Consider the following 24015-nt stretch of genomic DNA (forward strand, 5'->3'; position numbering starts at 1 on the left):
CACTGTAGGCCGCGATGCTTACTCGATTCTTACCTGGCCGCGTAAGTGCGCCGGGGCGGCATCGGTGGCATGACGCCGAGGGGTGCGAAACGATTCGATGCGGGCGGCGCACGTCGTTTCGGTTCGGTCGCAGGCAGTGCGGCGACATTGGGAAAAACGGGCGGTGCGCCTGCCGCCCGCGACGTTACGCGGCGACGAACTCGTGCACGTAACGGTTGAACACGGCGGGGCTTGCCGCGTTCATTCCGTGCGATGCGCCGGCGACGGTCTGCCGTTGTGCATTGCCGATCCACTGCGACAGCGTGTCGACGTTGTGGCGGAACATCTTCGGGCTGCGCTGGCCGTCGATCAGCAGCGTGCGGCAGGCGATATCGCCTGCGGTTTCGGCCGAATACGCGGGCAGCGGATCGCGCAGTTGCTTCGGCAGCGTGCTCGCGTTGTCGATCGCCATCGTGCGAAAGCGCGACGTGCTCTTCTTCCATGCACCGGGCAGGCTCACGGAATCGACGAACATCTCGAGGCCGGCTTCGACGTCGCCTTGCTCGATCAGGTTCACGGCTTTCGTGCGCAGCGCGATCGCGGCGGCGGGCAATGCGGCTTCGCGCACGCCCGGCTGTTGCAGCGGGCCGCCCGGATCGGCGAGCGTCAGCGACTCGACGAGGTGCGGATGCTGGCGCGCGACGTTGAACGCGACGCTGCCGCCGCGCGAATGACCGACCAGGTGCACGGGGCCGAGATCGAGCGCGTCGATGAATTCGGCGAGCTCGTCGACGTGGTTCTGCCAGCTGAACTCGTCCTGGATGCCCGCTTCGACGGCCGGCCAGTAGTGGCTCAGGCTCGGCGCGATGCAGCGGTAGTGTGCCGACAGCGACGCGAGCTGCGGATCCCAGTAACGGTAGTCGCACAGCGAGCCGTGCACGAACACCATCGGCGCGCCGCTGCCCCGCTCGACATACGGCAGGCTGATGCCTGACGACAGCGTCGCAAATTGCAGGTCGGGGTTCGCGAGCACGGACGGCTCGATTCGCATGTTCATGACTGAAAGACTCAAAGGTGCGTCAACACGACGCAACTATGCATCACGGCGAGCTGCAAGGAAAACGCATAATTTTCATCGTGACGATCAATTTTATTGATGACTCGGGCGGGGAGCCTTGTCGGAGTGAGAGGGCAGAACGATCTGCTTGCGGTATTGGGGTCCGATGTTCAGACTCTATATGCGAAGGCATCCGGTTGGATGCCTATCGGTAACGGTGTCAGTGTGGCAGTGACGCTTGGTCGGGCGAGGCTCGTGGCGCGCTAGATCTGCACAAGCACCGAACGTTGATGAAGGAGAAGATGGCTTCTCGCAGGAAAATTGATTTGCGTTCGCTTAATTGAGATATCCGAACAATATCGAGATATACAGTGGCGTCGCGGCACTACGATTACGGCTTTCCGAGGAGGCCGGTCAATGAATAGAAGAATTGCGGTTGTTGGCGATAGTCTTTCAAGTGGCGGAACAATCAGCTTATTTAACGGACCACGATTCCTGGTCCACGAGCATCAGGCAGCCTTGATCGGCGGTCGTGCATTCTGCACTGCGTGCCAAAGCACCGGCATCATCGCAAAAGCTGGCGGCCCCTATCGACTCAAGTTTCGGGGCGAGGTTGCACTCGACCGCGATATTGTTCTTTGCGGCTGTTCGACTCCACCGAGCATCGTCGCCGAACTTGCGGGTGAAGTATGGTGCGACGATCGACTTCAGGGGCTCGGTGAAGTTGTTTCGAGCCGCACAGCAACGGGCGGAGTCATGTCGCTCAAGAAAGGCACATTTGATGAACAGATAGAGGCGGTGACCCTTGGCTGTGCTGCCACCGTCCAGGAGGGCTATCCCTATTTCATCGAGACGGCAGACGGCCGCATTCATTCCGGCGTACTCGATGCAAGCGGCGAGCTACCGCGCGTCAATACCGGCGACGGATCAGGAAATTACACCGTCTTTTGGGGTGACGAAGCCATCGCAAAAAAGCGCGACGGGGTAAGCCATGCCTAATCCCCCCGCGAAGGTTCGCACGAACGACACCCCAAATTCGAAGAAATCCGTGCAACTACGAGCATTGTCCTTTCAAGCGCTTTGGAACGCGTACCCGAAGAATGACCCCTACGACGACCCCACCGGCGAATATGAGAATCAATGCGCCATTTGCATGAGCGTCGCGTTTCACGCCATCGGAAGCGACATGAAGTCGTTTTCTCAAAACGTGCTGAAGCCGATGCCCGGCAAGAAGACGCTGGGTCGCCTGATACTCGGCGGGAAAGCGACGGCGACACGCGCTTACGAGCTCGCTGAGTGGTTGAAGCTTCGCCCGTTCCTGGGGCTTGGCAAACCCGAAAACATCACCGGTCCGAATTGGCAGGACAAGATAAAAAACCGAACCGGTATCATCTACTTCTTCGGATATTGGCGTCAGGATGGCGACTCAGCCGATTCACTGAGCGGCGGTCATATCGACCTATGGAACAAAGACACGCTTACGCCGTCCTTTGCATCGTTCTGGCGGTTTCGCCTGGGTCGACGGACGATGCCGGACCTACGGTCCTGGTTTCGTCCCGGCAGGAACGAGAACTGGATATCCGACCTGGCGGAATCCAAAGAGATTTTATTTTGGGAAGTGAAATGAAGCGTATAGCTGTCGCTGTTCTAGGCTTCGTGTGGGGACTTCTGGTGACGGGGGCATCATTCTATGTATTCAACCGCACGGATTGGGCCAAGCCGTCACTCCCGGCAGTCGGTTGCGGAGAGTCCTGCGCATCTCACGTTGGCTCGGTCGCGACGATGCTCTTCATTCTTCTATGGCCATCGATCGCTTGTGCAGTGCTCAATGCTGTTGCATATAGACGTTGGGCATTACGTAAATGGTGTATCGCGTTCGTCATCGTGACCTTGATGGAGATTCTGTTTCATCTCGCTACCTACGTGGTCTGATCGATGGGGCGCACGGGTAACAGATGAAATGACTCGCGATCGTTATTCGAGATTTCGCGCGCATCAGCGCACCGTCAACACCGGCGCGCTCCGAACCTCGACCGGCAAATCATTGTCCGCCGCAAACGGCATCGCGAAGTCGAACGCATCGGCGCACACGTCGCGCAACTCGTCGGACACGAACAGGCATTTGACGCCGCCGTCGACGACCGGCATCGCGAGCCGCGACAGCGCGCACGGATAGCCGGGCCGCCGTTCGCCGACGAACAGCGTGATGACGCCTGCGAGCCGCTCGGGCCAGTCGCTCGGGCGAAAGGTTTTCCGCGCGTGCGTGACGCCGCGAATCAGATGACCGTGGAGACGGCCGCGTTCGTTGATGTCGATGCGATCCATGCTGTCGTGCGTGTCCTCGATTCGCGTCATTCGCCGCCGTCGGCCGCGGCGTCGCCGCGCGCGGGAATCCGCAGGTTGCGCAGCTTGTGATAGAGCGTTTTCTTCGGCATGCCGAGCGCCTCGCTCGCGTCCGCGACATTGCCGCCGTGACGCCGCAGCATGTCCTCGATCAGCATCCGCTCGAAATACGCGAGCTGCTCGGCGAGCGTGCCGCCGGCCGTCGGCGCGCCGCCGGACGACAGCAGGCTGTCGCCGGTCAGCCCGAGCACGAAGCGGTCGGCCACGTTCTGCAGCTCGCGGACGTTGCCGGGCCACGCGTGCGTCATCAGTTCGGACACCTGCGCGGCGGTGACGACCGGCGCCGGCTGCCCGAAGCGCCGCGCGGCCGCGAGCACGAAATGCTCGAACAGCAGCGGCACGTCCTCGCGCCGCTCGCGCAGCGGCGGCAATTCGATCTGCGCGACGTTCAGGCGATACAGCAGATCCGCGCGAAAGCGCCCGTCGGCCGCGAGTTCGGCCAGATCGGCCTTCGACGCGGCGATGACACGGCAGTCGACCGGAATCAGTTCGTTCGCGCCGAGCCGCTCGATCACGCGCTCCTGCAGCACGCGCAGCATCTTGATCTGCAGCGCAATCGGCATCGTCTCGATCTCGTCGAGGAACAGCGTGCCGCCATCCGCCCATTCGATCTTGCCGATGCGTTTCTTGATCGCGCCGGTGAACGCGCCGGCCTCATGACCGAACAGCTCGCTCTCGAACACCTGCTCGGGCAGGCCGCCGCAGTTCAGCGCGACGAAATGCGCATCGCGCCGGCCGCCGAAGTCGTGCAGGCTGCGCGCGATCAACTCCTTGCCGGTGCCCGTCTCGCCGGTGATCAGCACCGACACCGACGTATCCGCGAGGCGCAGGATCTTCTTGCGCACATCGGCCATCGCGGGCGACTTGCCGAGCACGAACGCCTCGATGCCCTGCCAGTTGTTCAGCGCGGCGCGCAGCCCCTGTACCTCGAGCGTGAGCCGGCGTTTCTCGACCGCGCGCGCGACGCGGCCGGCGATCACGTCCGACGAGAACGGCTTCTCGATGAAGTCGTACGCGCCGACCTGCATCGCGCCGACGGCCGTGGAGATGTCCGCGTGGCCGCTGATCAGCACGACCGGGATCTGCGCATCGACGGCCATCACGCGGTCGAGCAACTGCAGCCCGTCGATACCGGGCATCCGCACGTCCGACACGATCACCACCGGCGCGCCGGGCGCGACGTGCGCGAGCGCGTCGGCGGCGGACGCGAACGCATCGACCGGGAACCCGGCGAGCGCGACGGCCTGCTCGACGCCGATCCGGACGTTTTCATCGTCCTCGACGACCAGCACCCGAATCTCATCTTCCATGCTCTGTCCTTTGTTGCGGCGTCGCCGCCGCGAATTCGATGGTGAACTGCGCGCCGCCTTCGTCGCGGTTCGTCGCGGCGATCCTCGCGCCGAACGCCTCGACGATGCGCGACGTGATCGCGAGGCCGAGCCCGAGGCCCTGGCCGCGCGGCTTGGTCGTGACGAACGGCTCGAACAGGTGCGGCAGCACGTCGGGCGCGATGCCGGCGCCGCTGTCGGCCACCGTGAAACGCACGCGGCCGGTATCGTCCGCTTCGGCCGCCTCGATGACGATGCGGCGCACCGGCGCGTCGTGCACCGCGTCGAGCGCATTGCCGAGCAGGTTCACGATCACCTGCTGCAACTGGCTCGATTCGGCCGAGACCGTCGTGCCGGGCGCGATGTTCACGTCGAGCCGCACGCCTTCGTCGCGAATGCGCGCGTCGTAGATGAGCCGCGCATGCGCGACGGCCTCGTTCAGCGACACCGCGACGCGCTCGACGTCGGGCTTGCGCGCGAAGGTCTTCAGCTCGCCGGTGAGCACGGCCATGCCGTCGACCAGCTTGCCGATCCGTTCGAGATTCGCGAGCGCCGGCGCCGGCTGGCCGCGCTCGAAGAACGTGCGCGCGTTGTCGCACAGCGTGCGGATCGCGACGAGCGGCTGGTTCAGCTCGTGCGTGAGGCCGGCGGCCATCTGCCCGAGCACCGCGAGCTTGCCCGCGTGCACGACTTCCTGCTGCGACGCGCGCAGGCGCTGCTCGGTGCGTTCGCGCTCGTCGATCTCGCGCTGCATCCGCTCGTTCGCGGCCGTCAGCGCGGCCGTGCGCTGCGCGACCGTCAGTTCGAGCCGGTCGTTCGCGCGGCGCAGCGCGTCCTGCGCGCTCAGCCGCGCGATGATCGCCCGGCGGCGCTGGATTGCATAGCCGACCAGCAGCGCGACGATCAGGAACGCGCCGGTGACGAACGCGAACGCGGTCTGCTGCTGGCGCCGCGCGCCGGCGATGTCGAGCAGCACCATCAGCGAATCGCCGGCCTGCGGCGCGGGGCGCGACATCACGAGATAGCGCGCGGTGCGGCCGGCGTGGTGCGGATCGGGGAAGGTGCCGAACCAGGCGGCCGAGCTGCGGTCGCCGATGCGGCGATAGGGCAGCGCGTCGACGGTGCGGCCCGCGTACTGGCGCGACGCCTGGATGTCGCGCTGCTGCTGCGCGGTGATCGGACGCAGCGCGGTGAATTTCCACGAGGGCTCGGTCGAGATCACGACCACGCCGTTGCCGTCGACCACCAGCGCGGCGACGCCCGGCGCGCGCCACGCCGATTCGAGCGGGTCGACGCTGATCTTCACGGCGGCGACGCCGATCGGCACGCCGTCGCTGCGCACCGCGCTCGCGAAGTAGACGCCCGGCACGCCGGTGTTGGTGCCGATGCCGAAGAAGCGGCCGCTGCCGCGCGCGAGCGCGTCCTTGAAGTACGGCCGGTACGACACGTTGGTGCCGACGAAACTGATCGTCTCGTTCCAGTTGCTGGCGGCGATCACGTCGCCTTGCAGATCGATCACGTCGACCGCGCCGCTGCCCGCGTCGCGATTCACGGCTTCGAGGTAGGTGTTCACCGCATGCACGAGTTCGGGCGCATCGTTCGGCGCGGCCTTCAGCATCGCCCGCACGCCGTCCTGCCGCGCGACCAGGCCGGGCAGGATCTCGAAGCGGCCGAGCTCGCTTTTCAGGCTCGACGCGTACAGATCGAGCCGGTGCGCGCCGGCCTCCTCGAGCGCGTCGATCGCACGTTCCCACGCGAAATCGACGGCCGCGCCGGCCACGCCGACATACAGCACCGCGGCCGATGCCCAGCCCCACCACGGGATTCCCTTGAAGCTCTTCTGCACGTTCGCCCTCATCGAAGCCCGCTATCGGCGTGAACCGGCCCTGGCCGCGCTGAACGACGCGCGCCGCGCGCCGGCAGGGCCGGCGGCGGCGCGTGCGAGGCAGCCGGCGCGACGATGCGCGCGGCCGCGCATTATCCGAAGTGCGCGACCAGGATCAGCGTCACCGTGACGACGATCGCGCCGCCGATGCGGGTGGCGATCTGCGCGAACGGCATCAGCTGCATCCGGTTCGCGGCGGTCAGGATCGCGACGTCGCCGGTGCCGCCTTGCCCGCTGTGGCAGGCGTTCACGATTGCGGTGTCGATAGGGTACATCTTCAACAGGCGGCCGACCACGAAACCGGTGCCCATCAGCGTCGCGACGGTCGACACGATCGTGACCACGTTGACGATCGTGAAGGCGGCGGTCAGCTTGTCCCACGGCGTCATCGCGACGCCGATCGCGAACAGCAGCGGATACGTGACGGCGGTCGAGAAGAACTTGTAGACGACGAACGCGCCTTCCTGCAGCGGCGGCGACACCGCACGCGCGAGCTTCACCAGCACCGCGAGGAACAGCATCGCGACCGGTGCGGGCAGGCCGAACAGCTTGTGCGCCATCAGGCCGACCAGGTACAGCGTGATCGCCGTGATGCCGGCGCCGGCGATGTGCGTGACGTCGACGTGGCCGCGAATCTCCTCGCTTTCCGGCGTCATGTCGCCGCTTTCGCCGACTTGCAGGCGACCGTTGCCGGTCAGGTGCGGCAGGCGCTTGCCGACCATGTCGAGCGCGCCCGACAGGATGATCGCGGTCAGGCTGCCGAGCATCACCGACGGCAGCACCATCGCGAACATCTCGCCTTGCGGCAGGTGCATCAGCTCCGAATAGCCGATCGACAGCGGAATCGCGCCTTCGCCGACGCCGCCCGCCATGATCGGCACGACGATGTACAGCAGCGTGTGGCGCGCGCCGAGGCCGAGCGCGGTGCCGACCGCCGTGCCGACGATCGCGGCCGCGATGGAGCCGACCGCGAGCGGGACGAAGATCTTCACGAAGCCCTGGATCAGCACGCGCCGGTCCATGCTCAAGATGCTGCCGACGATGATCGACGCGATGAACAGGTACAGGAAGTTGGTCGACTTCGTGAATTCGACCGTCAGGTTCAGCACCGGCTTCGGCAGCACGTGGTAATAGGTGAGCGCCGACGGCACGAAGGTCGCGAAGATCGCGGCCGCGCCGATGTTGCGCAGCAGCGGCAGGCGCTTGCCGAGTTCCGCGCAGGTGAAGCCGAAGAACGCGAGGACGGCGATCGCCATCGAGATTTCGCCGGGCACCTTGCCCGTCACCGCGAAGCCGACGATCAGCCCGAACAGGATCACGTAGACCGGCAGCGGGATGATGCCGATGCGGATTTCCATCAGCTTCCACCAGCCTTCCGGCCAGAAACGTGCGCGCGTGGCGGGACCGGCGGCGGCAATCGGCTCCGGCTGGGACGGGGTTTGGATAGAGGTCTGCAAGACGTGTCTCCTGATGTTTGGAATGCCTGCATTCGCTTCGCGGCATCGTGTGCCGTCTGTTATGCAACCCCCGTGCCAGCATCGCGGCTTGCCGGAATATTTTTAATGCATTGATTCATAAGGGATTTGTTTCGTCTGAGGAAAGGGTTTCCACGCCGGCTGGCCGAGATTTCGGAATCGGCGCGGCGGGCAGGCCGAGATTTCGGCCTGGCAGCGGCCCCGGCAGCCGGCCGTTGCTCCGCTGCGGCGCGCGCGGGCGATCGGCGCGGCATGGGCGGCATTCGGTCTGCCGGGCGGCGCAGCGCGCCCGACGGCCGCCATATCGCCGCGCGCGATTTTCTTCGCACAATCGCTTCGTAGACCGCCCCCGCGCCGCTCTCTATCATCGGCTGATCCTTTTCCGATGCAACGACGACTGTCCGGAGAGCGCCCGTGCGTTCGCCGCGGCGTCGCTCATCCGTCGATACCGTCCTTGGACAGGAGAGTGGTTTCCATGCTGCATCCCGTTTTTTCCGCCCGCTTTTCGGCCGGCCGCCTGGCCCGCCTGCTGACGGCCGCGCTGCTCGCGGCGTGGCTCGGCCTCGTGCTGCCCAACGGCGCGCGCGCCGACACCGCGCCGCTGAAGGTCGGCATCTCGACCAGCCCGCAGATCGAGGCGCTGAAGATCGCCGCGAAGGAGGCGAAGGCGCAGGGCCTCGACGTGAAGATCGTCGAATTCACCGACTGGAATACGCCGAACGCGGCGCTCGCGAACAAGGACATCGACGTCAACTACTTCCAGCACATCCCGTTTCTCGAGAACGCGAAGAAGCAGGGCGGCTACGATTTCATCGCGATCGCGCCCGGCACGATCATGAAGATCGGCCTCTATTCGAAGAAGGTGAAAAGCTTCGCCGAGCTGAAGGACGGCGCGCGCGTCGCGATCGCGAACGACCCGGTCAACGGCGGGCGCGGACTGTTGCTGCTGCAGCGCGCGGGGCTGATCACGCTGAAGCCGGGCGCCGACTACCGTGCGACGACGCACGACATCGTCGCCAATCCGAAGCACCTGAAGATCATTCCGCTCGAAGCGTCGCAGCTCGCGCGCTCGCTCGACGACGTCGACCTCGCGCAGGGCTACCCGAGCTTCATCAAGCTCGCGGGCACGGCCGACCCGAACAGCGCGCTGCTGTTCGACGGCACCGAGAACAAGAACTTCGCGATCCAGTGGGTCGTGCGGCCCGAGAGCGCGAACGATCCGCGCATCCGCAAGTTCATCGCGATCTACCAGCACTCGCCGGCCGTGCGCCGCGCACTCGACAACGCGTTCGGCTCGCTGTACGCGATCGCGTGGTGACGGAGCCAGACATGACGACGGCGAACCGCAAGAAGATCCTGCTCAACGCGTTCAACATGAACTGCGTCGGGCACATCAACCACGGGCTGTGGACGCATCCGCGCGACCGCTCCGCGCACTACACCGATCTCGACTACTGGGCCGATCTCGCGAAGACGCTCGAACGCGGCAAGTTCGACGGGATCTTTCTCGCGGACATCGTCGGCGTGTACGACGTGTTCGGCGGCGGGCCCGACGCCGCGCTGCGCGAATCGGTGCAGGTGCCCGTCAACGATCCGCTGCTGCTCGTGCCGGCGATGGCGCAGGTCACGCGGCATCTCGGCTTCGGCGTGACCGCGAACCTGACCTACGAGCCGCCGTACCTGTTCGCGCGCCGCATGTCGACGCTCGATCATCTGACGAAAGGGCGCGTGGGCTGGAACATCGTCACCGGCTACCTCGACAGCGCCGCGCGCGGGATGGGCCTCGCGCAGCAGATCGGCCACGACGACCGCTACGAGCGCGCCGACGATTACATGGACGTCGTCTACAAGCTGTGGGAGCAGAGCTGGGACGACGACGCGGTGATCCGCGACGCGCAGGCGCGTGTGTTCGCGCAGCCGGGCAAGGTGCGGCGCGTGAAGCACGACGGCCCGTTCTATTCGATCGATGCGATTCATCTGAGCGAACCGTCGCTGCAGCGCACGCCGGTGCTGTACCAGGCCGGCTCGTCCGCGCGCGGCGTCGAGTTCGCGGGCCGCCATGCGGAATGCGTGTTCGTGAACGGACAGAGCAAGGCCGCGGCGCGCGCGGCGGCGCTCGACATCCGCGCGGCCGCCGCGCGGCAGGGGCGCGACCCGGCGTCGATCAAGATCTTTGCCGGGGTGAGCGTCGTCACGGCCGAGACCGAATTGCTGGCCCGCGAGAAGTTCGATGAATACCGGCGCTACGCGAGCCCGGAAGCGGGCCTCGCGCACTTCGCGAGCTCGACCGGCATCGATTTCGCGAAGTACGGCCTGGATGAGCCGATCTCGTACGTGAAGACCGATTCGATCCAGTCGGCGGTCGACGCGATCTCGCGCAAGAGCACGACCGGCACGTGGACGGTGCGCCGGATGCTCGAGCAAATGTCGCTCGGCGGCCGCTATGCGCCGATCGTCGGTTCGCCGTCGCAGGTCGTGGACGAACTGCAGTCGTGGATCGACGAGACGGGCATCGACGGCTTCAACCTGACGCGCACCGTGATGCCGGAATCGTTCGAGGATTTCGTCGATTGGGTCGTGCCCGAGCTGCAGAACCGCGGCGTCTACAAGGAAGACTACGATCCCGCGCCGACGCTGCGCGAGAAGCTGTTCGGCGCAGGCCCGCGGCTGCCCGCGTGGCACACCGGCGCGCAGCACCGCCTGACGGCCGTATCCGAACCCGCGCATCCCGCGCATGCCTGAACGTGACGGAGCGAAGCGATGACGCAAATGTTCGATACGCTGGGTTTCATCGAGGCATCGGCCGTGCGCGCCGGCGCCGCTGCGACGGCGCATGAGGAAACGGCCGCGCCGGCCGATGGCGCGGCCGTGTCGCTGGAGCAGGTCGGCAAGGTGTTCGCGACGCCGCGCGGCCACGCCGCCGCGCTGCGCGACGTGACGCTCGACGTGCGGCGCGGCGAGGTGTTCGGGATCATCGGCCGCAGCGGGGCCGGCAAGTCGACGCTGCTGCGGCTCGTGAACGGCCTCGAACGGCCGAGCTCGGGCCGCGTGCGCGTGCAGGGCGTCGACGTCGGCGCGCTCGACGAGGACGGCCTCGTCGCGTTGCGGCGCCGCACCGGCATGGTGTTCCAGCATTTCAACCTGCTGTCCGCGAAGACGGTGTTCGAGAACGTCGCGCTGCCGCTGAAGATCGCCGGCGTGCCGAAGGCCGAACGCGTGCGCAAGGTCGAGGCGCTGCTCGATCTCGTCGGGCTCGCCGCGAAGCGCGATGCGTATCCGGCGAGCCTGTCGGGCGGACAGAAGCAGCGCGTCGGCATTGCGCGGGCGCTCGTGCACGATCCCGAGGTGCTGCTGTGCGACGAGGCGACGTCGGCGCTCGATCCGGAAACCACGCAATCGATCCTCGCGCTGCTCGCGGACATCAATCGCCGCCTCGGGCTGACGATCGTGCTGATCACGCACGAGATGGAAGTGATCCGCGCGGTGTGCGACACCGTGGCGGTGATCGAACAGGGCGAGGTCGTCGAAACGGGGCCGGTGTGGCGCGTGTTCGGCGATCCGCGCCACGGCGCGACGCGTGCGTTGCTGAGCACGCTCGGGTACGACCTGCCGGCTGAGCTGGCCGCGCGCGTGCGGCCGCTGCCGGAGCCGGCCGCGCTGCCCGACGGCGCGCAGATCGTGCTCGACGTCCGCTATACGGGCGAGAGCGGCGGCGAGCCGGACGTCGGCGCGCTCGCGGCGGCGCTCGGCGGCTCCGTGCGGTTCCTGCACGGCGGCATCGAAAGCATCCGCGGACATGCGCAGGGGCGGCTCGTGATCGCCGCGACGCCGCGTGCGGACGACGCCGGCCCGTCGGCGGCGCGCGGCGGTGCGGTCGCCGCGCTGCTCGAACGCGCGCGCCGCCATGCGAATCGCGCGGAGGTGCTCGGCTATGTTTGAGCTCTGGTGGCCCGAACTGCTCGATGCGATCCGCGACACGCTGTCGATGGTCGCCGCGTCGGCCGCGATCGCCGCGCTGATCGGCATCCCGCTCGCGGTGATTCTCGTGACCACCGCGCCCGGCGGCATCTACGCGCGGCGCGGCGTGAACGCGGTGCTCGGCGCGCTCGTCAACGTGTTCCGCTCGACGCCGTTCATCATCCTGCTGGTCGCGCTGCTGCCGTTCACGCGCGTGCTGATCGGCACGACGATCGGTGTCTGGGCGGCCGTCGTGCCGCTGTCGATCGCCGCGATCCCGTTCTTCGCGCGGATCGCCGAAGTGAGCCTGCGCGAAGTCGATCGCGGGCTGATCGAGGCCGCGCTCGCGATGGGCGCGAAGCGCCGCCACATCGTGTGGCACGTGCTGCTGCCCGAAGCGCTGCCCGGCATGCTCGGCGGCTTCACGATCACCGTCGTCGCGCTGATCGGCTCGACCGCGATGGCGGGCGCCGTCGGCGCGGGCGGCCTCGGCGATCTCGCGATCCGCTACGGCTATCAACGTTTCGACACCACCGTCATGGCGACCGTGATCGTGATCCTGATCGCGCTCGTCTCGGCCGTGCAAATCACGGGCGACCGCCTGGTCCGACGCGTGACCCGGCGTACCTGAGCGACGCCACGAGCGTCCGCTCGCTTCCTTCATGATCCTGAGAGAGAAAAACGATGACCTTGCCCCTCGGCGCGCCGCGCGAATGGAACGGACAATTCGAGGAAGCGCTGTTTCTCGACGTGGCGCGACGCCATCGTCCGGACTTCCCCGACAAATTGGCGACACCGCCGCGCGAGCCGCGCAACGACGACGAGCTGGCCGCCGTCGCCGACTACTACACGAAGATGGCGTCGCACGACCTGTTCATCGTGCAGGTCGTCGCGAAGGCGATCGACACGCTGTTCCGCGACGATCCGCATTTCCAGCTGATCCTGTCGCGCCAGCTCGGCGACGACGGCGCGCATGCGGCGATCGGCCGCGAGCGCGTGACCGCACTCACCGGGCGCGATCCGCTGCCGGAAGTCGACCGGCTCGTCGCCGCGCACTGGGCGCGCATCGGCGACATCGCGGTGCGCGACGTCGCGGGGTTTCTCGCGTTCGAATGGCATTACGAGCTGCACATCCTCGCGAAGCTGTGGATTCAGCGCAAGACCGGCCGCATCGGCGACAGCGCGATGCGCGAGCACGGTGAGAACCGGATTCGCCCGGACGAGGAGTGGCATCGCGTGCAGATCGTCCAGTGGTGGTTCGACACGTTACAGGCGCTGCCGGCCGCCGAGCGCGACGCGCTGATCGATCGCGTGATCGCGGCCGACGAGGAAACCCAGGCGCGGCTCGACGGCTACCTGCACGACGAGTACGCGCACACCGCGCTGGTGTTCGGCGCGGATATCGCGGAATATCGTGCGATCTACGACGACTGGCGGCGCGAGATCCTGTCGCGGCTGACCGGCCGCCGGCTCGGCGCGCTCGTCCCGCTGTCGGGCGAAACCGCTGAACAGGAAGCCGTCGCATGAACGATCCACGCCGCCCGGCGACCCTCGCGCCGGATACCGATACGCCGGCCGTCGACCGCGCTGCGCTGGCGCGCGCGATCGACGCACTGCGCGCGAGCGCCGCCGAGCGCGACCGCGCGGGCGGTCATGCGGCACCGGAGAAGCAGTGGCTCGCCGATGCGGGCCTGCTGACGCTCGCGGTGCCGCGCGCATTCGGCGGTCAGGAAGCGGCGTGGCCCGAAATCTACGACGTCATCCGGCAGGTCGCGCGGGTCGACAGCGCGCTCGCGCATCTCGTCGGGTTCCAGTGCCTGCAAGTGGTGAGCGTCGACGTGTGGGGCAACGCCGCGCAGCGCGAGCGCTACCTGCGCGGCACGGTCGACGAGCGCTGGTGGTGGGGCAACGCGGTCAATCCGCTCGACACGCGGCTCGTGGCCACGGCGACGCCCGACGGCGGCTACCGGCTCGACGGCGTGAAGGGCTTCTGCTCCGGCACGCGCGGCTCGCAGCGGATGACGGTGTCCGCGCACGATCCTGCCACGGGCCGGACCGTGTTCGGCGTGGTGCCGACCGATCGGGTGGGGATCGCGGTCAACGAGGATTGGGACCCGATCGGCCAGCGCCAGACCGACAGCGGCAGCGTGCGCTTCGCCGGCGTGGCGCTCGCGGCGGACGAGGTGCTGCATCGTTCCGAGACCCCGCCGACGCCGCGCGCGACGCTGCGCACGCTCGTGTCGCAGCTCGTGCTGACGAACCTGTTCGTCGGCCTGGCGGAAGGCGCGCTGGACGAGGCGGGCGACTACGTGCGGCAGCATGGCCGCCCGTGGATTCACTCGAACGTCGAGCGGGCCGAAGACGATCCGTACACGCTCCAGCGCTTCGGCGACATGCGCGTGCGCGCGATTGCCGCGGCCGCGCTGGCCGATCGCGCGGCCGGCGCGTTGCAGCACGCGTGGGCGCGGCAGGATGCGCTGACGGCCGACGAACGCGCCGAAGTCGCGCTCGCGGTATCGGAAGCGAAGATCGTCGCGCAGCGCGCGGCGCTCGACAACGGCGAGGCGCTGTTCGATGCGTGCGGCGCGCGCGCGACGGCCGCATCGCTCGGCCTCGACCGCTTCTGGCGGAATGCGCGCACGCATACGCTGCACGATCCGCTCGACTACCGGCTGCGCGACGTGGGCCGGTTCGCGCTCACCGCGGAATTGCCGCCCGCGTCGCTCTATACGTGATACGCAGCGCGGCGGCACCGGCACGGCGCCGTGTGCTGCTGCTTTCGCTGTTGCCGCATCGACGAGCCGGCCTGCTGGACGTCTGGAATGATATGTTATATCGTAGCGATACAATATATCATTTCATCCCCAACGTCCCGTTCCGGAATTGCCCGATGAGTCCCGCCCTTCACCCGTCCACGCGGCTTCCCGTGACCGTCCTGTCCGGCTTTCTCGGCGCCGGCAAGACGACGCTGCTCAACCACATCCTCAACAATCGCGAGGGCCGTCGCGTCGCGGTGATCGTCAACGACATGTCCGAGGTCAACATCGACGCCGCGCTCGTGCGCGACGGCGGCGCGGGGCTGTCGCGCACCGACGAGAAGCTGGTCGAGATGAGCAACGGCTGCATCTGCTGCACGCTGCGCGAGGATCTGCTGATCGAGGTCGACCGGCTCGCGCGCGAAGGGCGCTTCGATCAGCTCGTGATCGAATCGACCGGCATCTCGGAGCCGCTGCCGGTGGCCGAGACGTTCACGTTCGAAGGCGAGGACGGCCGCAGTCTCGGCGAAGTCGCGCGGCTCGACACGATGGTGACGGTGGTCGACGCGTTCAATTTCCTGCGCGATTACGCGTCGCGCGACAGCCTGCAATCGCGCGGCGAGTCGATGGGCGACGAGGACGCACGCACGGTCGTCGATCTGCTGATCGACCAGATCGAGTTCTGCGACGTGCTCGTGATCAACAAGATCGACCTGATCGACGACAGCGCACGCGAGCGGCTGGTCGCACTGCTGCGCGGGCTGAACCCGCGAGCGCGGATCGAGATCGCCGAATTCGGCAAGGTGCCGCTCGAACGGGTGCTCGACACCGGCCTGTTCGACTTCGACGCGGCGTCGCGCGCGCCGGGCTGGCTGCAGGAGCTGCGCGGCACGCACACGCCGGAGACCGACGAATACGGCATTCGCAGCTTCGTCTATCGCGCGCGGCGGCCGTTCCATCCGCAGCGCTTCCTCGATCTCGTCGAAAGCGAATGGCCGGGCGTCGTCCGCTCGAAGGGGTTCTTCTGGTTGGCCACGCATCCGACCGTCGCCGGTTCGTGGTCGCAGGCGGGCGCGGTTGCGCGGCACGGGCCCGCCGGCCACTGGTGGGCGGCGGTGCCGCCCGAGCGCTGGCCGCAGGATCCGGAAGCCGTCGCGCAGATCCGCGCGCGCTGGGACGAGCACGTCGGCGACGCACGGCAGGAACTCGTGCTGATCGGCATGGACATGGACGAGCCGGCGCTGCGCGCGCGCTTCGACGCGTGTCTGCTGACCGACGCCGAGATGGCGACCGGCCCCGAACACTGGACCACGTGGGACAACCCGTTTCGCGACTGGCCCTGACCTGAACCCGCGCTGCCTGCATCGATCCGGATGGAGAAGGCGCTCCACCGGATTCCAGACATGAATGCAGCGCTTCCCGATATTTCCCTGACCGATGCCGCGCCGGGCCCTGGCCCGCTCGAATGGGTCGGCATGCAGGGCATCGATCTGCCCGTCGTCGTGGCGGAGCCCGGCTGCCGGCGCGACGTGCATGCGCGTGCCGACGTCCAGGTCGATCTGCCTGCGCCGCAGGTGAAAGGCATCCACATGTCGCGGCTGTACGGGCTGCTCGACGGGCTGGCCGACGGCGAAGCGCTGTCGCCGGCGGGCTTGCAGCACATGCTGCGCGCGATGATCGACAGCCACCGCGACTGCGATACGCGCAGCGCGCGCGTGCGGCTGCGCTTCGACCTGCTGACCCGTCGCGCCGCGCTCGTGACCGACGGGCTGGCCGGCTGGAAGGCTTATCCGGTGCAGATCGACGCGACGCTGGCCGGGGAGGCGTTCGCGCTGCGTGCGCAGGCGACGATCGTCTATTCGTCGACGTGCCCGTGCTCGGCCGCGTTGTCGCGGCACTGGGTCGAACAGGCGTTTCTGACGGCGTTCGGCGGCGACGATCGCGTGGAGCCGGCGGCGGTCGCCGCGTGGCTGAAACGGCATGCGACGGCCGCCACGCCGCACAGCCAGCGCAGCGAAGCCGTCGTCGGCGTGGCGCTGCCGGCCGATGGCGCGACACTGGGGCTGATCGACCTCGTCGATCGCGTCGAGCGTGCGCTGGGCACGCCGGTGCAGACGGCCGTCAAGCGTGCGGACGAGCAGGCGTTCGCGGTGCTGAACGGCGAGAACCTGATGTTCGTCGAGGATGCCGCGCGCCGCGTGCAGGCCGCGCTGGCGGATCGCCATGCGAGCCCGCGCGTGCGCGTGCGCCATCTCGAAAGCCTGCATCCGCACGATGCCGTGGCGTGGGCCGCACCGGTACGCGAAGGGGGCGACGCATGCTGATCCGCAAGCTGTTCCGGTTCGAGAACGCACACGTCGTACGCGGCTGCAGCACGCGGCGCTGCTCGCATTCGATCCATGGCCACTCGTACCGTGTCGAGTTGCTGCTCGAAGCGCATGCGCTGGATCACGGGCAGATGGTCTACGACTTCGGGCTGCTCAAGGGCGACGTGCGCGACCTGATCGACGCGTTCGACCATGCGGTGACGCTGTGGTCGGACGACGATCCGCGCTACGTCGAAAGCATGTGCCGGCATTCGGAGCGCTGGGTGCGGCTGCCGGTGTCGCCGAGCGCCGAGCAGTTCTCGCGCGTGCTGTTCCGGCTCGTCGATGCCGCGCTGTCGGGCACGCCGATGTCGAACGGCGAAGCCGACGTGCGACTGTATTCGGTGATCGTTCACGAAACCGAGACCGGCTACGCACAGTGCTTCCGCGACGATGCATTCAACCCACGCATGGGCCGCATCGACCTCGACGCGATCGCGTTCGCGCCCGCGATCGTCGCGCAGTGGCGCGATCCGGGCCTGTTCGAGCGGCTCAAGCGCGGCCAGGTCCTTTCCCGGCAGGAATCCTCATGATCCGAAAAAACCCGCGCGGCGACCTGCCGCAGATTCATCCGGACGCGTTCGTCGACCCGACCGCCATTCTGTGCGGGCGCGTGATCGTCGAGGAGAACGTGTTCATCGGCCCGTACGCGGTGATCCGCGCCGACGAGACGGATGCGGACGGCCAGATCGCGCCGATCGTGATCGGCGCGCATTCGAACATCCAGGACGGCGTCGTGATCCATTCGAAATCGGGCGCGAGCGTGACGATCGGCCGGCACACGTCGATCGCGCATCGCGCGATCGTCCACGGGCCGTGCACGGTCGGCGACGGCGTGTTCGTCGGATTCAACAGCGTGCTGTTCAATTGCACGATCGACGACGGCTGCGTGGTGCGCTACAACGCGGTCGTCGACGGTTGCCGCCTGCCGCCGGGCTTCTACGTGCGCTCGACCGAACGCATCGGGCCGGAAACCGACCTCGCCGCGTTGCCGCCGGTGACGCCCGACGCGAGCGATTTCTCCGAGGACGTCGCGCGGACGAACAATGCGCTGGTGCGCGGTTACAAGCACATCCAGAACGAGTTCTGATTGCCGGTGCGCGCGCGGCATCGTCGGGACGCGCTGTGGCAGGCCGTCCGCGACGAATGGATCGCGAGCGTGAGCGGCTGGACGCCGTACGACGGATGCGCGGTCACGGGCTGGCCCGTGCATACGGTCGTGCGCGGGCAGGTCGTCGTGCGTGACGGCGAGTTGCACGGGCGGCCGGCCGGGAAGGCCGTGACGTTCCTCGACACCTAGATCGGCAGCCGCACCGTCTGCTTGATGCGCCTCAGCGGGATCTCGGTTTCGATGTTGCGTACGCCTTCGATCTGCGTGAGCGTTTCCATCTGAAAGCGCTGATAGTCGTCGAGATCCTTCGCGATCACGCGCAGCAGATAGTCGTAGCTGCCGGCCATCAGATGGCATTCGAGCACTTCGGGCGCCCGTTCCATCTCGCGCGCGAAGCGTTCGACCGTCGTCTTGTCCTGGCGCTCCAGCGTCACGCGCACGAATGCCGTGAAACGCAGCTCGACGGCCGCCGGGTTCAGCAACGCGACATAGGCGTCGATCACGCCCTGTTCCTCGAGCAGGTGAACGCGGCGCAGGCACGGCGTGGGCGACAGGCCGGCCTGCTGCGCGATGTCGGCGTTCGTCTGGTTCGAATTCTGCTGCAGTGCACGCAAAATGCGTCGATCGATCGCGTCCAGTTTGATTGGCATTTTTGGCTACCCGCAATATGAGTATTGGAGAATAACTCCAAATTCATGGCCAGAAATAGCTGACTTTGCATCCAATCACCAACGGAAGTTGCCGATAATCCGACGACTGTCCGGCCCCGGGCGCGCGATCCCCGCCCGCCGCGGCGCCACTTTCAGGAGCTTCCCGATGCCGCACGTCGCCTGGTTGCCGTTCATGGCCACCTCTCTTCTAATCATTCTGACGCCGGGCCAGGACATGGTGCTCGTGATGTCGCGCACGCTGTCCGGCGGCACGCGCGCGGGCCTCGTGACCGCCGCGGGCGTCAGCGTCGGGCTGCTCGTCCATACGATGCTCGCGACGCTCGGGCTGGGTGCGCTGCTTCAGGCATCCGAATGGCTGTTCACCGCGCTGAAGGTGATCGGCGCGCTGTACCTGTTGTACCTCGGCATCGCGCTGCTGCGTTCGTCGGGCGAATTGACGCTCGCGGGCAACGGCAATGCGCCGGCATCGCGGCTCCGGACGTTCGCGCAAGGCGCGCTGTCCAACGTGTCGAATCCGAAGGTCGCGCTTTTCTATCTGGCGTTCCTGCCGCAATTCGTTCCGGCGGGCGCCCCGCATCCGATGCTGTCGCTGTTCGTGCTCGGCGCGACGTTCGCCGGGCTGACGTTTCTCGTCAAGGGGCCGGTCGCGTTGTTCGCCGGCCTGCTGTCGGCGTCGATCCGCCGCAACCCGCGCATCCTGACGCGCATGCATCGCGTCAGCGGCGTCGTCTTGCTGGCGCTGGGCGTGAAGCTGGCGCTCGAGCGCCGCTGATCGGGGCGCGATGCCGGCCCGCCGGCCGGCGTTACGCCGCCGGCAACGCGTCCGCCAGCACCCGCATCGCCTCCACCGTGTCCGGATTCGCCGGAAAGAACGCCTCGATCGCCAGTTCCGACAGCGTCACGTCGACCGGCGTGCCGAACACCGTCGTCGTACTGAAGAACGTCAGCTCGCCGCTTGCCGTGCGTAGCCGCAGCGGCACGGCGATCTCCGCGAAATCGGTGCGCGCGGGCGCGTCGTCGGGCTGGCCGGCCGGCGCCGGATACGCGGCGAGTTCGTCGCGCAGCGTATGCAGCGTGCGGTCGCCGCTCGCATCGATCTGCCGCTGCAGCCGATGCAGGATGTGCGCGCGCCATTCGTGCCAGTTGACGATCTGCGACGCGAGACCGTCCGGATGCAGGCTCAACCGCAGCACGTTGACGGGCGGCTGCAGCAGCGCCGGATTGGCCTGCGCGACCAGCGCGCCGAGCATCCGGTTCGCCGCGAGCAGCGTCCAGTGGCGGTCCACCGCAAGCGCCGGGTACGGCTCGTGCCCACGCAGCACGGCCTCGACCGCATGACGCGCCGCATCCAGTTCCGGGTCCGAAAACGGCCGTTCGCGAAACAGCGGCGCGAAGCCGGCCGCGACGAGCAGCGCATTGCGCTCGCGCAGCGGCACGTCGAGGCGTTCGGCGAGATGCAGCACCATCTCGCGGCTCGGCTGCGCGCGGCCCGATTCGACGAAGCTCAGGTGGCGCGCGGACACGTCCGCGTCGAGCGCGAGCGCCATCTGGCTCAGGCGACGGCGTTGCCGCCACGTGCGCAGTAGCGGACCGATGCCGGACGCGCGGCCGGCGGACGGGGAGCGCGAATGGAGGGCGGCGGTCGGGTTCATGGCGCAGATGATAGGCAATCCCGCGCCGCTTTGGCATTACCTGCGAGGTAAGCGCCGCGCCACGCCCACCCCGGCGCGCACGGCCGCTGCGTTACCATAGCCCCCGTGCCACCTGAGAGGCGGCGCCGGACCCGCGACGACAACGCATGGGCCGGCCGCCGCGCACATCGACAACACGGCATTCCAGGGGAATCCAACAATGAAAAAACTCGCCGTCCGGCTCGCCTGCGTGGCGACGCTCGCACTCGCCGCGACCAGCGGCCACGCGCAGACCGAAGCTGCGCAGGTGGAAATGAGGGCCGCCGCCGCGGCCGCCAACGAAGCGGTCGTGAAGGGACCGACCGACATCGACGTGAAACACGAAGCCGTGCTGAAGCTGAAGGCCGGCGAATCGTTCGTGCCGGCCGCCGAGGCCGGCCGCTATCTGCGTTCGATGGGCAACGCGATCGACGAATCGAAGCTGGTCGGCCTCGTGCTGCCCGACGATCCCGATGCCGACTGGATCTCGGTCGTGTCGTTCGAGCCGAGCGGCTACATCCGCGACGACGACGCGAAGGACTGGAAGCCCGACGAACTGCTGAAAAGCCTGCAGGCCGGCACCGAGGCGAACAACCCGGCGCGCAAGGAGCGCGGCCTGCCCGAAACCGAGGTGGTCGGCTGGGCGAAGGCGCCCGCATACGACGCGGCCACGCACCGGCTCGTGTGGTCGGCGATCATCCGCGACAAGGGCGCGGCGCCGAATGCCGGGAACGACGGCGTGAACTATCGGACGCTCGTGCTCGGCCGCGACGGCTACCTGTCGCTGACGATGGCGTCGACGCTCGCCGACCTGCCGAAGTACAAGGCATCGGCCGACGCGCTGCTGGCGAACATCAGCTTCAACGACGGCAAGCGCTATGCCGATTTCAACCAGTCGACGGACCACGTCGCCGAGTACGGGCTCGCGGCGCTGATCGTCGGCGTCGGCGCGAAAAAGCTCGGGCTGCTCGCGCTGATCGGCGCGTTCGCGGCGAAGTTCTTCAAGATCGGCGCGGTCGCGCTGCTGGCCGGCGGCGCGGCGCTCAAGCGCTTCTTCGGGCGCAAGCCGAAGGCGGTCGCGGTGCCGGCCGTCGCCGACGCATCCGACGCAGCCGCCACGGAGCGCAAGGAATGACGAAGCTGTTGCTGCTGATCTTCGGCGGCCTGAAGCTCGGCAAGGTGCTCGTATCGGCCGGCACGATGCTCGCGTCGATCGCGGTCTATGCGCTGTTCTACGGCTGGCGCTTCGCGGCCGGTTTCGTCGCATTGCTGCTGGTGCACGAAGCCGGTCATTACGTCGCCGCGCAGCGGCGCGGGCTCGACGTCGGGCTGCCGACCTTCATCCCGTTCGTCGGCGCGTGGATCCAGTTGAAGGAAATGCCGCACGACGCGGAAACGGAGGCATACGTCGGCCTCGCCGGGCCGTTCGTCGGCACGCTCGGCGCGCTGGCCTGCTATGCGGCCGCGCGCCACTACGACAGCAACCTGCTGCTCGCGCTGTCGTACACGGGTTTCTTCCTGAATCTCTTCAACATGATTCCGCTGTCGCCGTTCGACGGCGGTCGGATCACCGCGGTGCTGTCGCCGCGCATCTGGTTCGCGGGCGTGCCGGTGCTGATCGCGCTGTTCGTGTATCGGCCGAGCCCGCTGCTGATCGTGATGGCGATCCTCGCGCTGCCGCAACTGAAGCGCGCGTGGCGCTACGATCCCGATGCGCCGGAGAACCGTATGTACTACGCGACGTCGATCGAGACGAAGACGACCTACGCACTCTGCTACGTCGGCCTGCTCGCGTTCCTCGCGCTGATGACGTCCGGCGTGCACGACATGCTGCGCGTCGTGCATGCGTCGACCTGACGTCGATTCGATGCAAAAAAACGGCGGCCGCTGCTACGCGGCCGCCGTTTCTCGAAGGTCGAACCTCACGCGTCGCGATGACGCAGTTCGACGCGCTTGATGTCCTTCACGATCACGAGATAGCTGAACACGGTGACGAGCGCGTTCAGCCCGACGAACACGAGCGCGCCGTTGAACGAGCCGCTCGCGCCGACGAGGTAGCCGATCGCGATCGGCGCGACGATGCCCGCCGTATTGCCGAACATGTTGAACAGGCTGCCCGACAGGCCGATCGCCTCTTTCGGCGCGGTGTCCGCGACGACGGCCCAGCCGAGCGAGCCGATCCCCTTGCCGAAGAACGACAGGGCCATCAGCGTGATGACCAGCGCTTCGCTGTCGACGTAGTTGCAGCCGATGATCGCCATCGACAGCGCCATCCCGCCGACGATCGGAATCTTGCGTGCGAGCGTCAGCGACACGCCGCGGCGGATCAGCGCGTCCGACAGCATCCCGCCGAGCACGCCGCCGAGGAACCCGCAGATCGCCGGCAGCGACGTCATGAAGCCGGCCTTCAGCAGCGACATCCCGCGTGCCTGCACGAGGTAGATCGGGAACCACGTGAGGAAGAAGTACGTCAGCACGTTCACGCAGTACTGGCCGAGATAGACGCCGAGCAGCATCCGGTTCGACAGCAGCTGGCGCACGTAGTACCAACCCGCCACGCGGCTGCCTTCGGAAGCGCCGCCGCTGCCGCGCGCGCCGGCCGGCCGGCCCGTCGAGCGCACCAGCCCGCCGCCCTGTTCGATATGCTCGAGTTCCGCGCGGTTCACGCCCGGATGATCGACCGGATCCTTCATCACGCGCAGCCACAGGAATGCCAGTGCGATGCCGGCGAGACCGAGCCACAGGTACACGTGGTGCCAGCCGTACGCATGCGTGAGCCACGCCATCAGCGGCGAGAACACGACGGCCGCGAAATACTGCGCGGCGTTGAAGATCGCCGATGCCGTGCCGCGCTCGGCGGTCGGGAACCAGCTCGCGACGACCTTCGCGTTCGCCGGAAACGCGGGCGCTTCCGCGATGCCGACCGCGAAGCGCATCGCGAACAGCGCGGCGACCGCGAACGCGGCGCTGCCGCCGAGGCCGATCGTGCTCTGCAGCAGCGTGAACGCCGACCACAGGAAGATGCTCGCCGCATACACGCGCCGCGCGCCGAAGCGGTCGAGCAGCCAGCCGCTCGGCAGTTGCGCGAGCACGTACGCCCAGCTGAATGCCGAGAAGATGTAGCCCATCGTCACCGGATCGATGCCGAACGCCTTGCGGATCGGCGTGCCGGTGATCGACAGCGTCGCGCGGTCCGCATAGTTGAGCGTCGTGACGACGAACAGCATCGCCAGGATCCAGTAGCGCACGGCGGTTCGACGCGCGGTGCGCGCGAGGTCGAGCGGAAGATCGCGAGGGGAGGTCTGATTGCTCACTTTAAATGTACGTCGTCGTATGACATGAGCGAAAGTTTATTGA

The 24015-nt window shown here is 67.4% G+C and carries 23 protein-coding genes and 1 pseudogene; 16 read left to right on the plus strand and 8 right to left on the minus strand.

What is annotated here, in order from left to right; genetic code table 11:
- Window positions 1–184 precede the first annotated feature (184 nt).
- Window positions 185–1036, minus strand: a complete 852-nt coding sequence (locus tag WS96_RS18665) for an alpha/beta fold hydrolase (RefSeq protein ID WP_059834435.1) — start codon at window positions 1034–1036, stop codon at window positions 185–187.
- A 417-nt stretch (window positions 1037–1453) separates the two neighbouring features.
- On the opposite strand from WS96_RS18665, the gene WS96_RS18670 reads away from it, so the two are divergent.
- Both WS96_RS18670 and WS96_RS18675 read left to right on the plus strand, forming a co-directional pair.
- On the plus strand, window positions 1454–2035 hold the full coding sequence (locus WS96_RS18670; protein ID WP_059834437.1) for a PAAR domain-containing protein: 582 nt from the start codon (window positions 1454–1456) through the stop codon (window positions 2033–2035).
- Entirely contained in the window at window positions 2028–2663 is a 636-nt protein-coding gene (locus WS96_RS18675) for a type VI secretion system amidase effector protein Tae4 (protein WP_059834439.1), read from the plus strand. The genes WS96_RS18670 and WS96_RS18675 overlap by 8 nt, the downstream gene beginning before the upstream one ends.
- A 368-nt stretch (window positions 2664–3031) precedes the next feature.
- Here WS96_RS18675 and WS96_RS18680 read toward each other — a convergent pair whose 3' ends face one another.
- From WS96_RS18680 to WS96_RS18695, 4 genes are all read right to left on the minus strand, one after another.
- A complete protein-coding gene (locus WS96_RS18680) occupies window positions 3032–3361 on the minus strand; it encodes a DUF3579 domain-containing protein (protein WP_059834552.1) in 330 nt (109 codons plus the stop codon).
- Window positions 3362–3387: 26 nt separating this feature from the next.
- Window positions 3388–4749 (minus strand): sigma-54-dependent transcriptional regulator, encoded by a 1362-nt coding sequence (locus WS96_RS18685; RefSeq protein WP_059834441.1) that lies wholly within the window; start codon window positions 4747–4749, stop codon window positions 3388–3390.
- Window positions 4739–6625: a sensor histidine kinase gene (locus WS96_RS18690; RefSeq protein ID WP_059834444.1), complete on the minus strand. Its 1887-nt coding sequence runs from the start codon at window positions 6623–6625 to the stop codon at window positions 4739–4741. Before WS96_RS18690 ends, WS96_RS18685 begins: the two co-directional genes overlap by 11 nt.
- A gap of 119 nt (window positions 6626–6744) precedes the next feature.
- Window positions 6745–8109 carry a 2-hydroxycarboxylate transporter family protein gene (locus WS96_RS18695; RefSeq protein WP_059834446.1) on the minus strand — a complete coding sequence of 455 codons (1365 nt, stop codon included), beginning with the start codon at window positions 8107–8109 and terminating at the stop codon, window positions 6745–6747.
- A 493-nt stretch (window positions 8110–8602) separates the two neighbouring features.
- On the opposite strand from WS96_RS18695, the gene WS96_RS18700 reads away from it, so the two are divergent.
- The 11 genes and pseudogenes from WS96_RS18700 to WS96_RS18750 all read left to right on the plus strand — a co-directional run.
- Window positions 8603–9445: a MetQ/NlpA family ABC transporter substrate-binding protein gene (locus tag WS96_RS18700; protein WP_059834448.1), complete on the plus strand. Its 843-nt coding sequence runs from the start codon at window positions 8603–8605 to the stop codon at window positions 9443–9445.
- 11 nt (window positions 9446–9456) lie between these two features.
- On the plus strand, window positions 9457–10869 hold the full coding sequence (locus tag WS96_RS18705; RefSeq protein ID WP_059834450.1) for an LLM class flavin-dependent oxidoreductase: 1413 nt from the start codon (window positions 9457–9459) through the stop codon (window positions 10867–10869).
- An 18-nt stretch (window positions 10870–10887) separates the two neighbouring features.
- Entirely contained in the window at window positions 10888–12066 is a 1179-nt protein-coding gene (locus WS96_RS18710; protein WP_059834452.1) for a methionine ABC transporter ATP-binding protein, read from the plus strand.
- Window positions 12059–12715: a methionine ABC transporter permease gene (locus tag WS96_RS18715; RefSeq protein WP_027781522.1), complete on the plus strand. Its 657-nt coding sequence runs from the start codon at window positions 12059–12061 to the stop codon at window positions 12713–12715. Before WS96_RS18710 ends, WS96_RS18715 begins: the two co-directional genes overlap by 8 nt.
- Window positions 12716–12768: 53 nt before the next feature.
- Window positions 12769–13611 (plus strand): hypothetical protein, encoded by an 843-nt coding sequence (locus WS96_RS18720; protein ID WP_034206070.1) that lies wholly within the window; start codon window positions 12769–12771, stop codon window positions 13609–13611.
- Entirely contained in the window at window positions 13608–14819 is a 1212-nt protein-coding gene (locus WS96_RS18725; protein ID WP_059834454.1) for an acyl-CoA dehydrogenase family protein, read from the plus strand. The genes WS96_RS18720 and WS96_RS18725 overlap by 4 nt, the downstream gene beginning before the upstream one ends.
- 155 nt (window positions 14820–14974) lie before the next feature.
- Complete coding sequence (gene zigA / locus WS96_RS18730) at window positions 14975–16183, plus strand: zinc metallochaperone GTPase ZigA (protein ID WP_179949014.1); 1209 nt, start codon at window positions 14975–14977, stop codon at window positions 16181–16183.
- Between the two features lie 60 nt (window positions 16184–16243).
- Window positions 16244–17164, plus strand: coding sequence for a GTP cyclohydrolase FolE2 (gene folE2 / locus WS96_RS18735; protein WP_059834456.1), 921 nt, complete (start codon window positions 16244–16246; stop codon window positions 17162–17164).
- The gene (locus WS96_RS18740) at window positions 17158–17739 is read left to right on the plus strand and encodes a 6-pyruvoyl trahydropterin synthase family protein (RefSeq protein ID WP_059834459.1); all 582 of its coding nucleotides are present in this window, start codon (window positions 17158–17160) and stop codon (window positions 17737–17739) included. The genes folE2 and WS96_RS18740 overlap by 7 nt, the downstream gene beginning before the upstream one ends.
- Window positions 17736–18296, plus strand: a complete 561-nt coding sequence (locus WS96_RS18745) for a gamma carbonic anhydrase family protein (protein WP_059834461.1) — start codon at window positions 17736–17738, stop codon at window positions 18294–18296. Before WS96_RS18740 ends, WS96_RS18745 begins: the two co-directional genes overlap by 4 nt.
- Window positions 18297–18341: 45 nt before the next feature.
- Window positions 18342–18506, plus strand: a pseudogene (locus tag WS96_RS18750) (dihydroorotase); the annotation flags it as partial.
- Here the strand turns inward: WS96_RS18750 and WS96_RS18755 are convergent.
- A complete protein-coding gene (locus WS96_RS18755; protein ID WP_059834465.1) occupies window positions 18503–18967 on the minus strand; it encodes an Lrp/AsnC family transcriptional regulator in 465 nt (154 codons plus the stop codon). The pseudogene WS96_RS18750 and the gene WS96_RS18755 sit on opposite strands and share 4 nt — an antisense overlap.
- Window positions 18968–19133: 166 nt before the next feature.
- Here WS96_RS18755 and WS96_RS18760 point away from each other — a divergent pair, with 166 nt between their 5' ends.
- Window positions 19134–19760 carry a LysE family translocator gene (locus tag WS96_RS18760; RefSeq protein ID WP_059834467.1) on the plus strand — a complete coding sequence of 209 codons (627 nt, stop codon included), beginning with the start codon at window positions 19134–19136 and terminating at the stop codon, window positions 19758–19760.
- Window positions 19761–19791: 31 nt separating this feature from the next.
- Here the strand turns inward: WS96_RS18760 and WS96_RS18765 are convergent, their stop codons facing one another.
- Complete coding sequence (locus tag WS96_RS18765) at window positions 19792–20640, minus strand: helix-turn-helix domain-containing protein (RefSeq protein WP_059834469.1); 849 nt, start codon at window positions 20638–20640, stop codon at window positions 19792–19794.
- Window positions 20641–20839: 199 nt separating this feature from the next.
- On the opposite strand from WS96_RS18765, the gene WS96_RS18770 reads away from it, so the two are divergent.
- Together WS96_RS18770 and WS96_RS18775 are read left to right on the plus strand one after the other, a co-directional pair.
- Window positions 20840–21793, plus strand: coding sequence for a DUF2167 domain-containing protein (locus WS96_RS18770; RefSeq protein ID WP_059780028.1), 954 nt, complete (start codon window positions 20840–20842; stop codon window positions 21791–21793).
- Complete coding sequence (locus tag WS96_RS18775; protein WP_059834471.1) at window positions 21790–22515, plus strand: site-2 protease family protein; 726 nt, start codon at window positions 21790–21792, stop codon at window positions 22513–22515. The genes WS96_RS18770 and WS96_RS18775 overlap by 4 nt, the downstream gene beginning before the upstream one ends.
- Window positions 22516–22580: 65 nt before the next feature.
- On the opposite strand, the gene WS96_RS18780 is transcribed toward WS96_RS18775, so the two are convergent.
- Window positions 22581–23972, minus strand: coding sequence for an MFS transporter (locus tag WS96_RS18780; protein WP_059834473.1), 1392 nt, complete (start codon window positions 23970–23972; stop codon window positions 22581–22583).
- Between the last annotated feature and the right edge of the window lie 43 nt (window positions 23973–24015).

This window comes from Burkholderia sp. MSMB1835 (genome assembly GCF_001526365.1).
Lineage (GTDB): Bacteria > Pseudomonadota > Gammaproteobacteria > Burkholderiales > Burkholderiaceae > Burkholderia.

Coding starts and splice junctions, on each gene's coding strand:
- WS96_RS18665 (WP_059834435.1), bottom strand. CDS start 1,036: ATGAACATGCGAATCGAGCCGTCCGTGCTCGCGAACCCCGACCTGCAA.
- WS96_RS18670 (WP_059834437.1), top strand. CDS start 1,454: ATGAATAGAAGAATTGCGGTTGTTGGCGATAGTCTTTCAAGTGGCGGA.
- WS96_RS18675 (WP_059834439.1), top strand. CDS start 2,028: ATGCCTAATCCCCCCGCGAAGGTTCGCACGAACGACACCCCAAATTCG.
- WS96_RS18680 (WP_059834552.1), bottom strand. CDS start 3,361: ATGGATCGCATCGACATCAACGAACGCGGCCGTCTCCACGGTCATCTG.
- WS96_RS18685 (WP_059834441.1), bottom strand. CDS start 4,749: ATGGAAGATGAGATTCGGGTGCTGGTCGTCGAGGACGATGAAAACGTC.
- WS96_RS18690 (WP_059834444.1), bottom strand. CDS start 6,625: ATGAGGGCGAACGTGCAGAAGAGCTTCAAGGGAATCCCGTGGTGGGGC.
- WS96_RS18700 (WP_059834448.1), top strand. CDS start 8,603: ATGCTGCATCCCGTTTTTTCCGCCCGCTTTTCGGCCGGCCGCCTGGCC.
- WS96_RS18705 (WP_059834450.1), top strand. CDS start 9,457: ATGACGACGGCGAACCGCAAGAAGATCCTGCTCAACGCGTTCAACATG.
- WS96_RS18710 (WP_059834452.1), top strand. CDS start 10,888: ATGACGCAAATGTTCGATACGCTGGGTTTCATCGAGGCATCGGCCGTG.
- WS96_RS18715 (WP_027781522.1), top strand. CDS start 12,059: ATGTTTGAGCTCTGGTGGCCCGAACTGCTCGATGCGATCCGCGACACG.
- WS96_RS18720 (WP_034206070.1), top strand. CDS start 12,769: ATGACCTTGCCCCTCGGCGCGCCGCGCGAATGGAACGGACAATTCGAG.
- WS96_RS18725 (WP_059834454.1), top strand. CDS start 13,608: ATGAACGATCCACGCCGCCCGGCGACCCTCGCGCCGGATACCGATACG.
- zigA (WP_179949014.1), top strand. CDS start 14,975: ATGAGTCCCGCCCTTCACCCGTCCACGCGGCTTCCCGTGACCGTCCTG.
- folE2 (WP_059834456.1), top strand. CDS start 16,244: ATGAATGCAGCGCTTCCCGATATTTCCCTGACCGATGCCGCGCCGGGC.
- WS96_RS18740 (WP_059834459.1), top strand. CDS start 17,158: ATGCTGATCCGCAAGCTGTTCCGGTTCGAGAACGCACACGTCGTACGC.
- WS96_RS18745 (WP_059834461.1), top strand. CDS start 17,736: ATGATCCGAAAAAACCCGCGCGGCGACCTGCCGCAGATTCATCCGGAC.
- WS96_RS18755 (WP_059834465.1), bottom strand. CDS start 18,967: ATGCCAATCAAACTGGACGCGATCGATCGACGCATTTTGCGTGCACTG.
- WS96_RS18760 (WP_059834467.1), top strand. CDS start 19,134: ATGCCGCACGTCGCCTGGTTGCCGTTCATGGCCACCTCTCTTCTAATC.
- WS96_RS18765 (WP_059834469.1), bottom strand. CDS start 20,640: ATGAACCCGACCGCCGCCCTCCATTCGCGCTCCCCGTCCGCCGGCCGC.
- WS96_RS18770 (WP_059780028.1), top strand. CDS start 20,840: ATGAAAAAACTCGCCGTCCGGCTCGCCTGCGTGGCGACGCTCGCACTC.
- WS96_RS18775 (WP_059834471.1), top strand. CDS start 21,790: ATGACGAAGCTGTTGCTGCTGATCTTCGGCGGCCTGAAGCTCGGCAAG.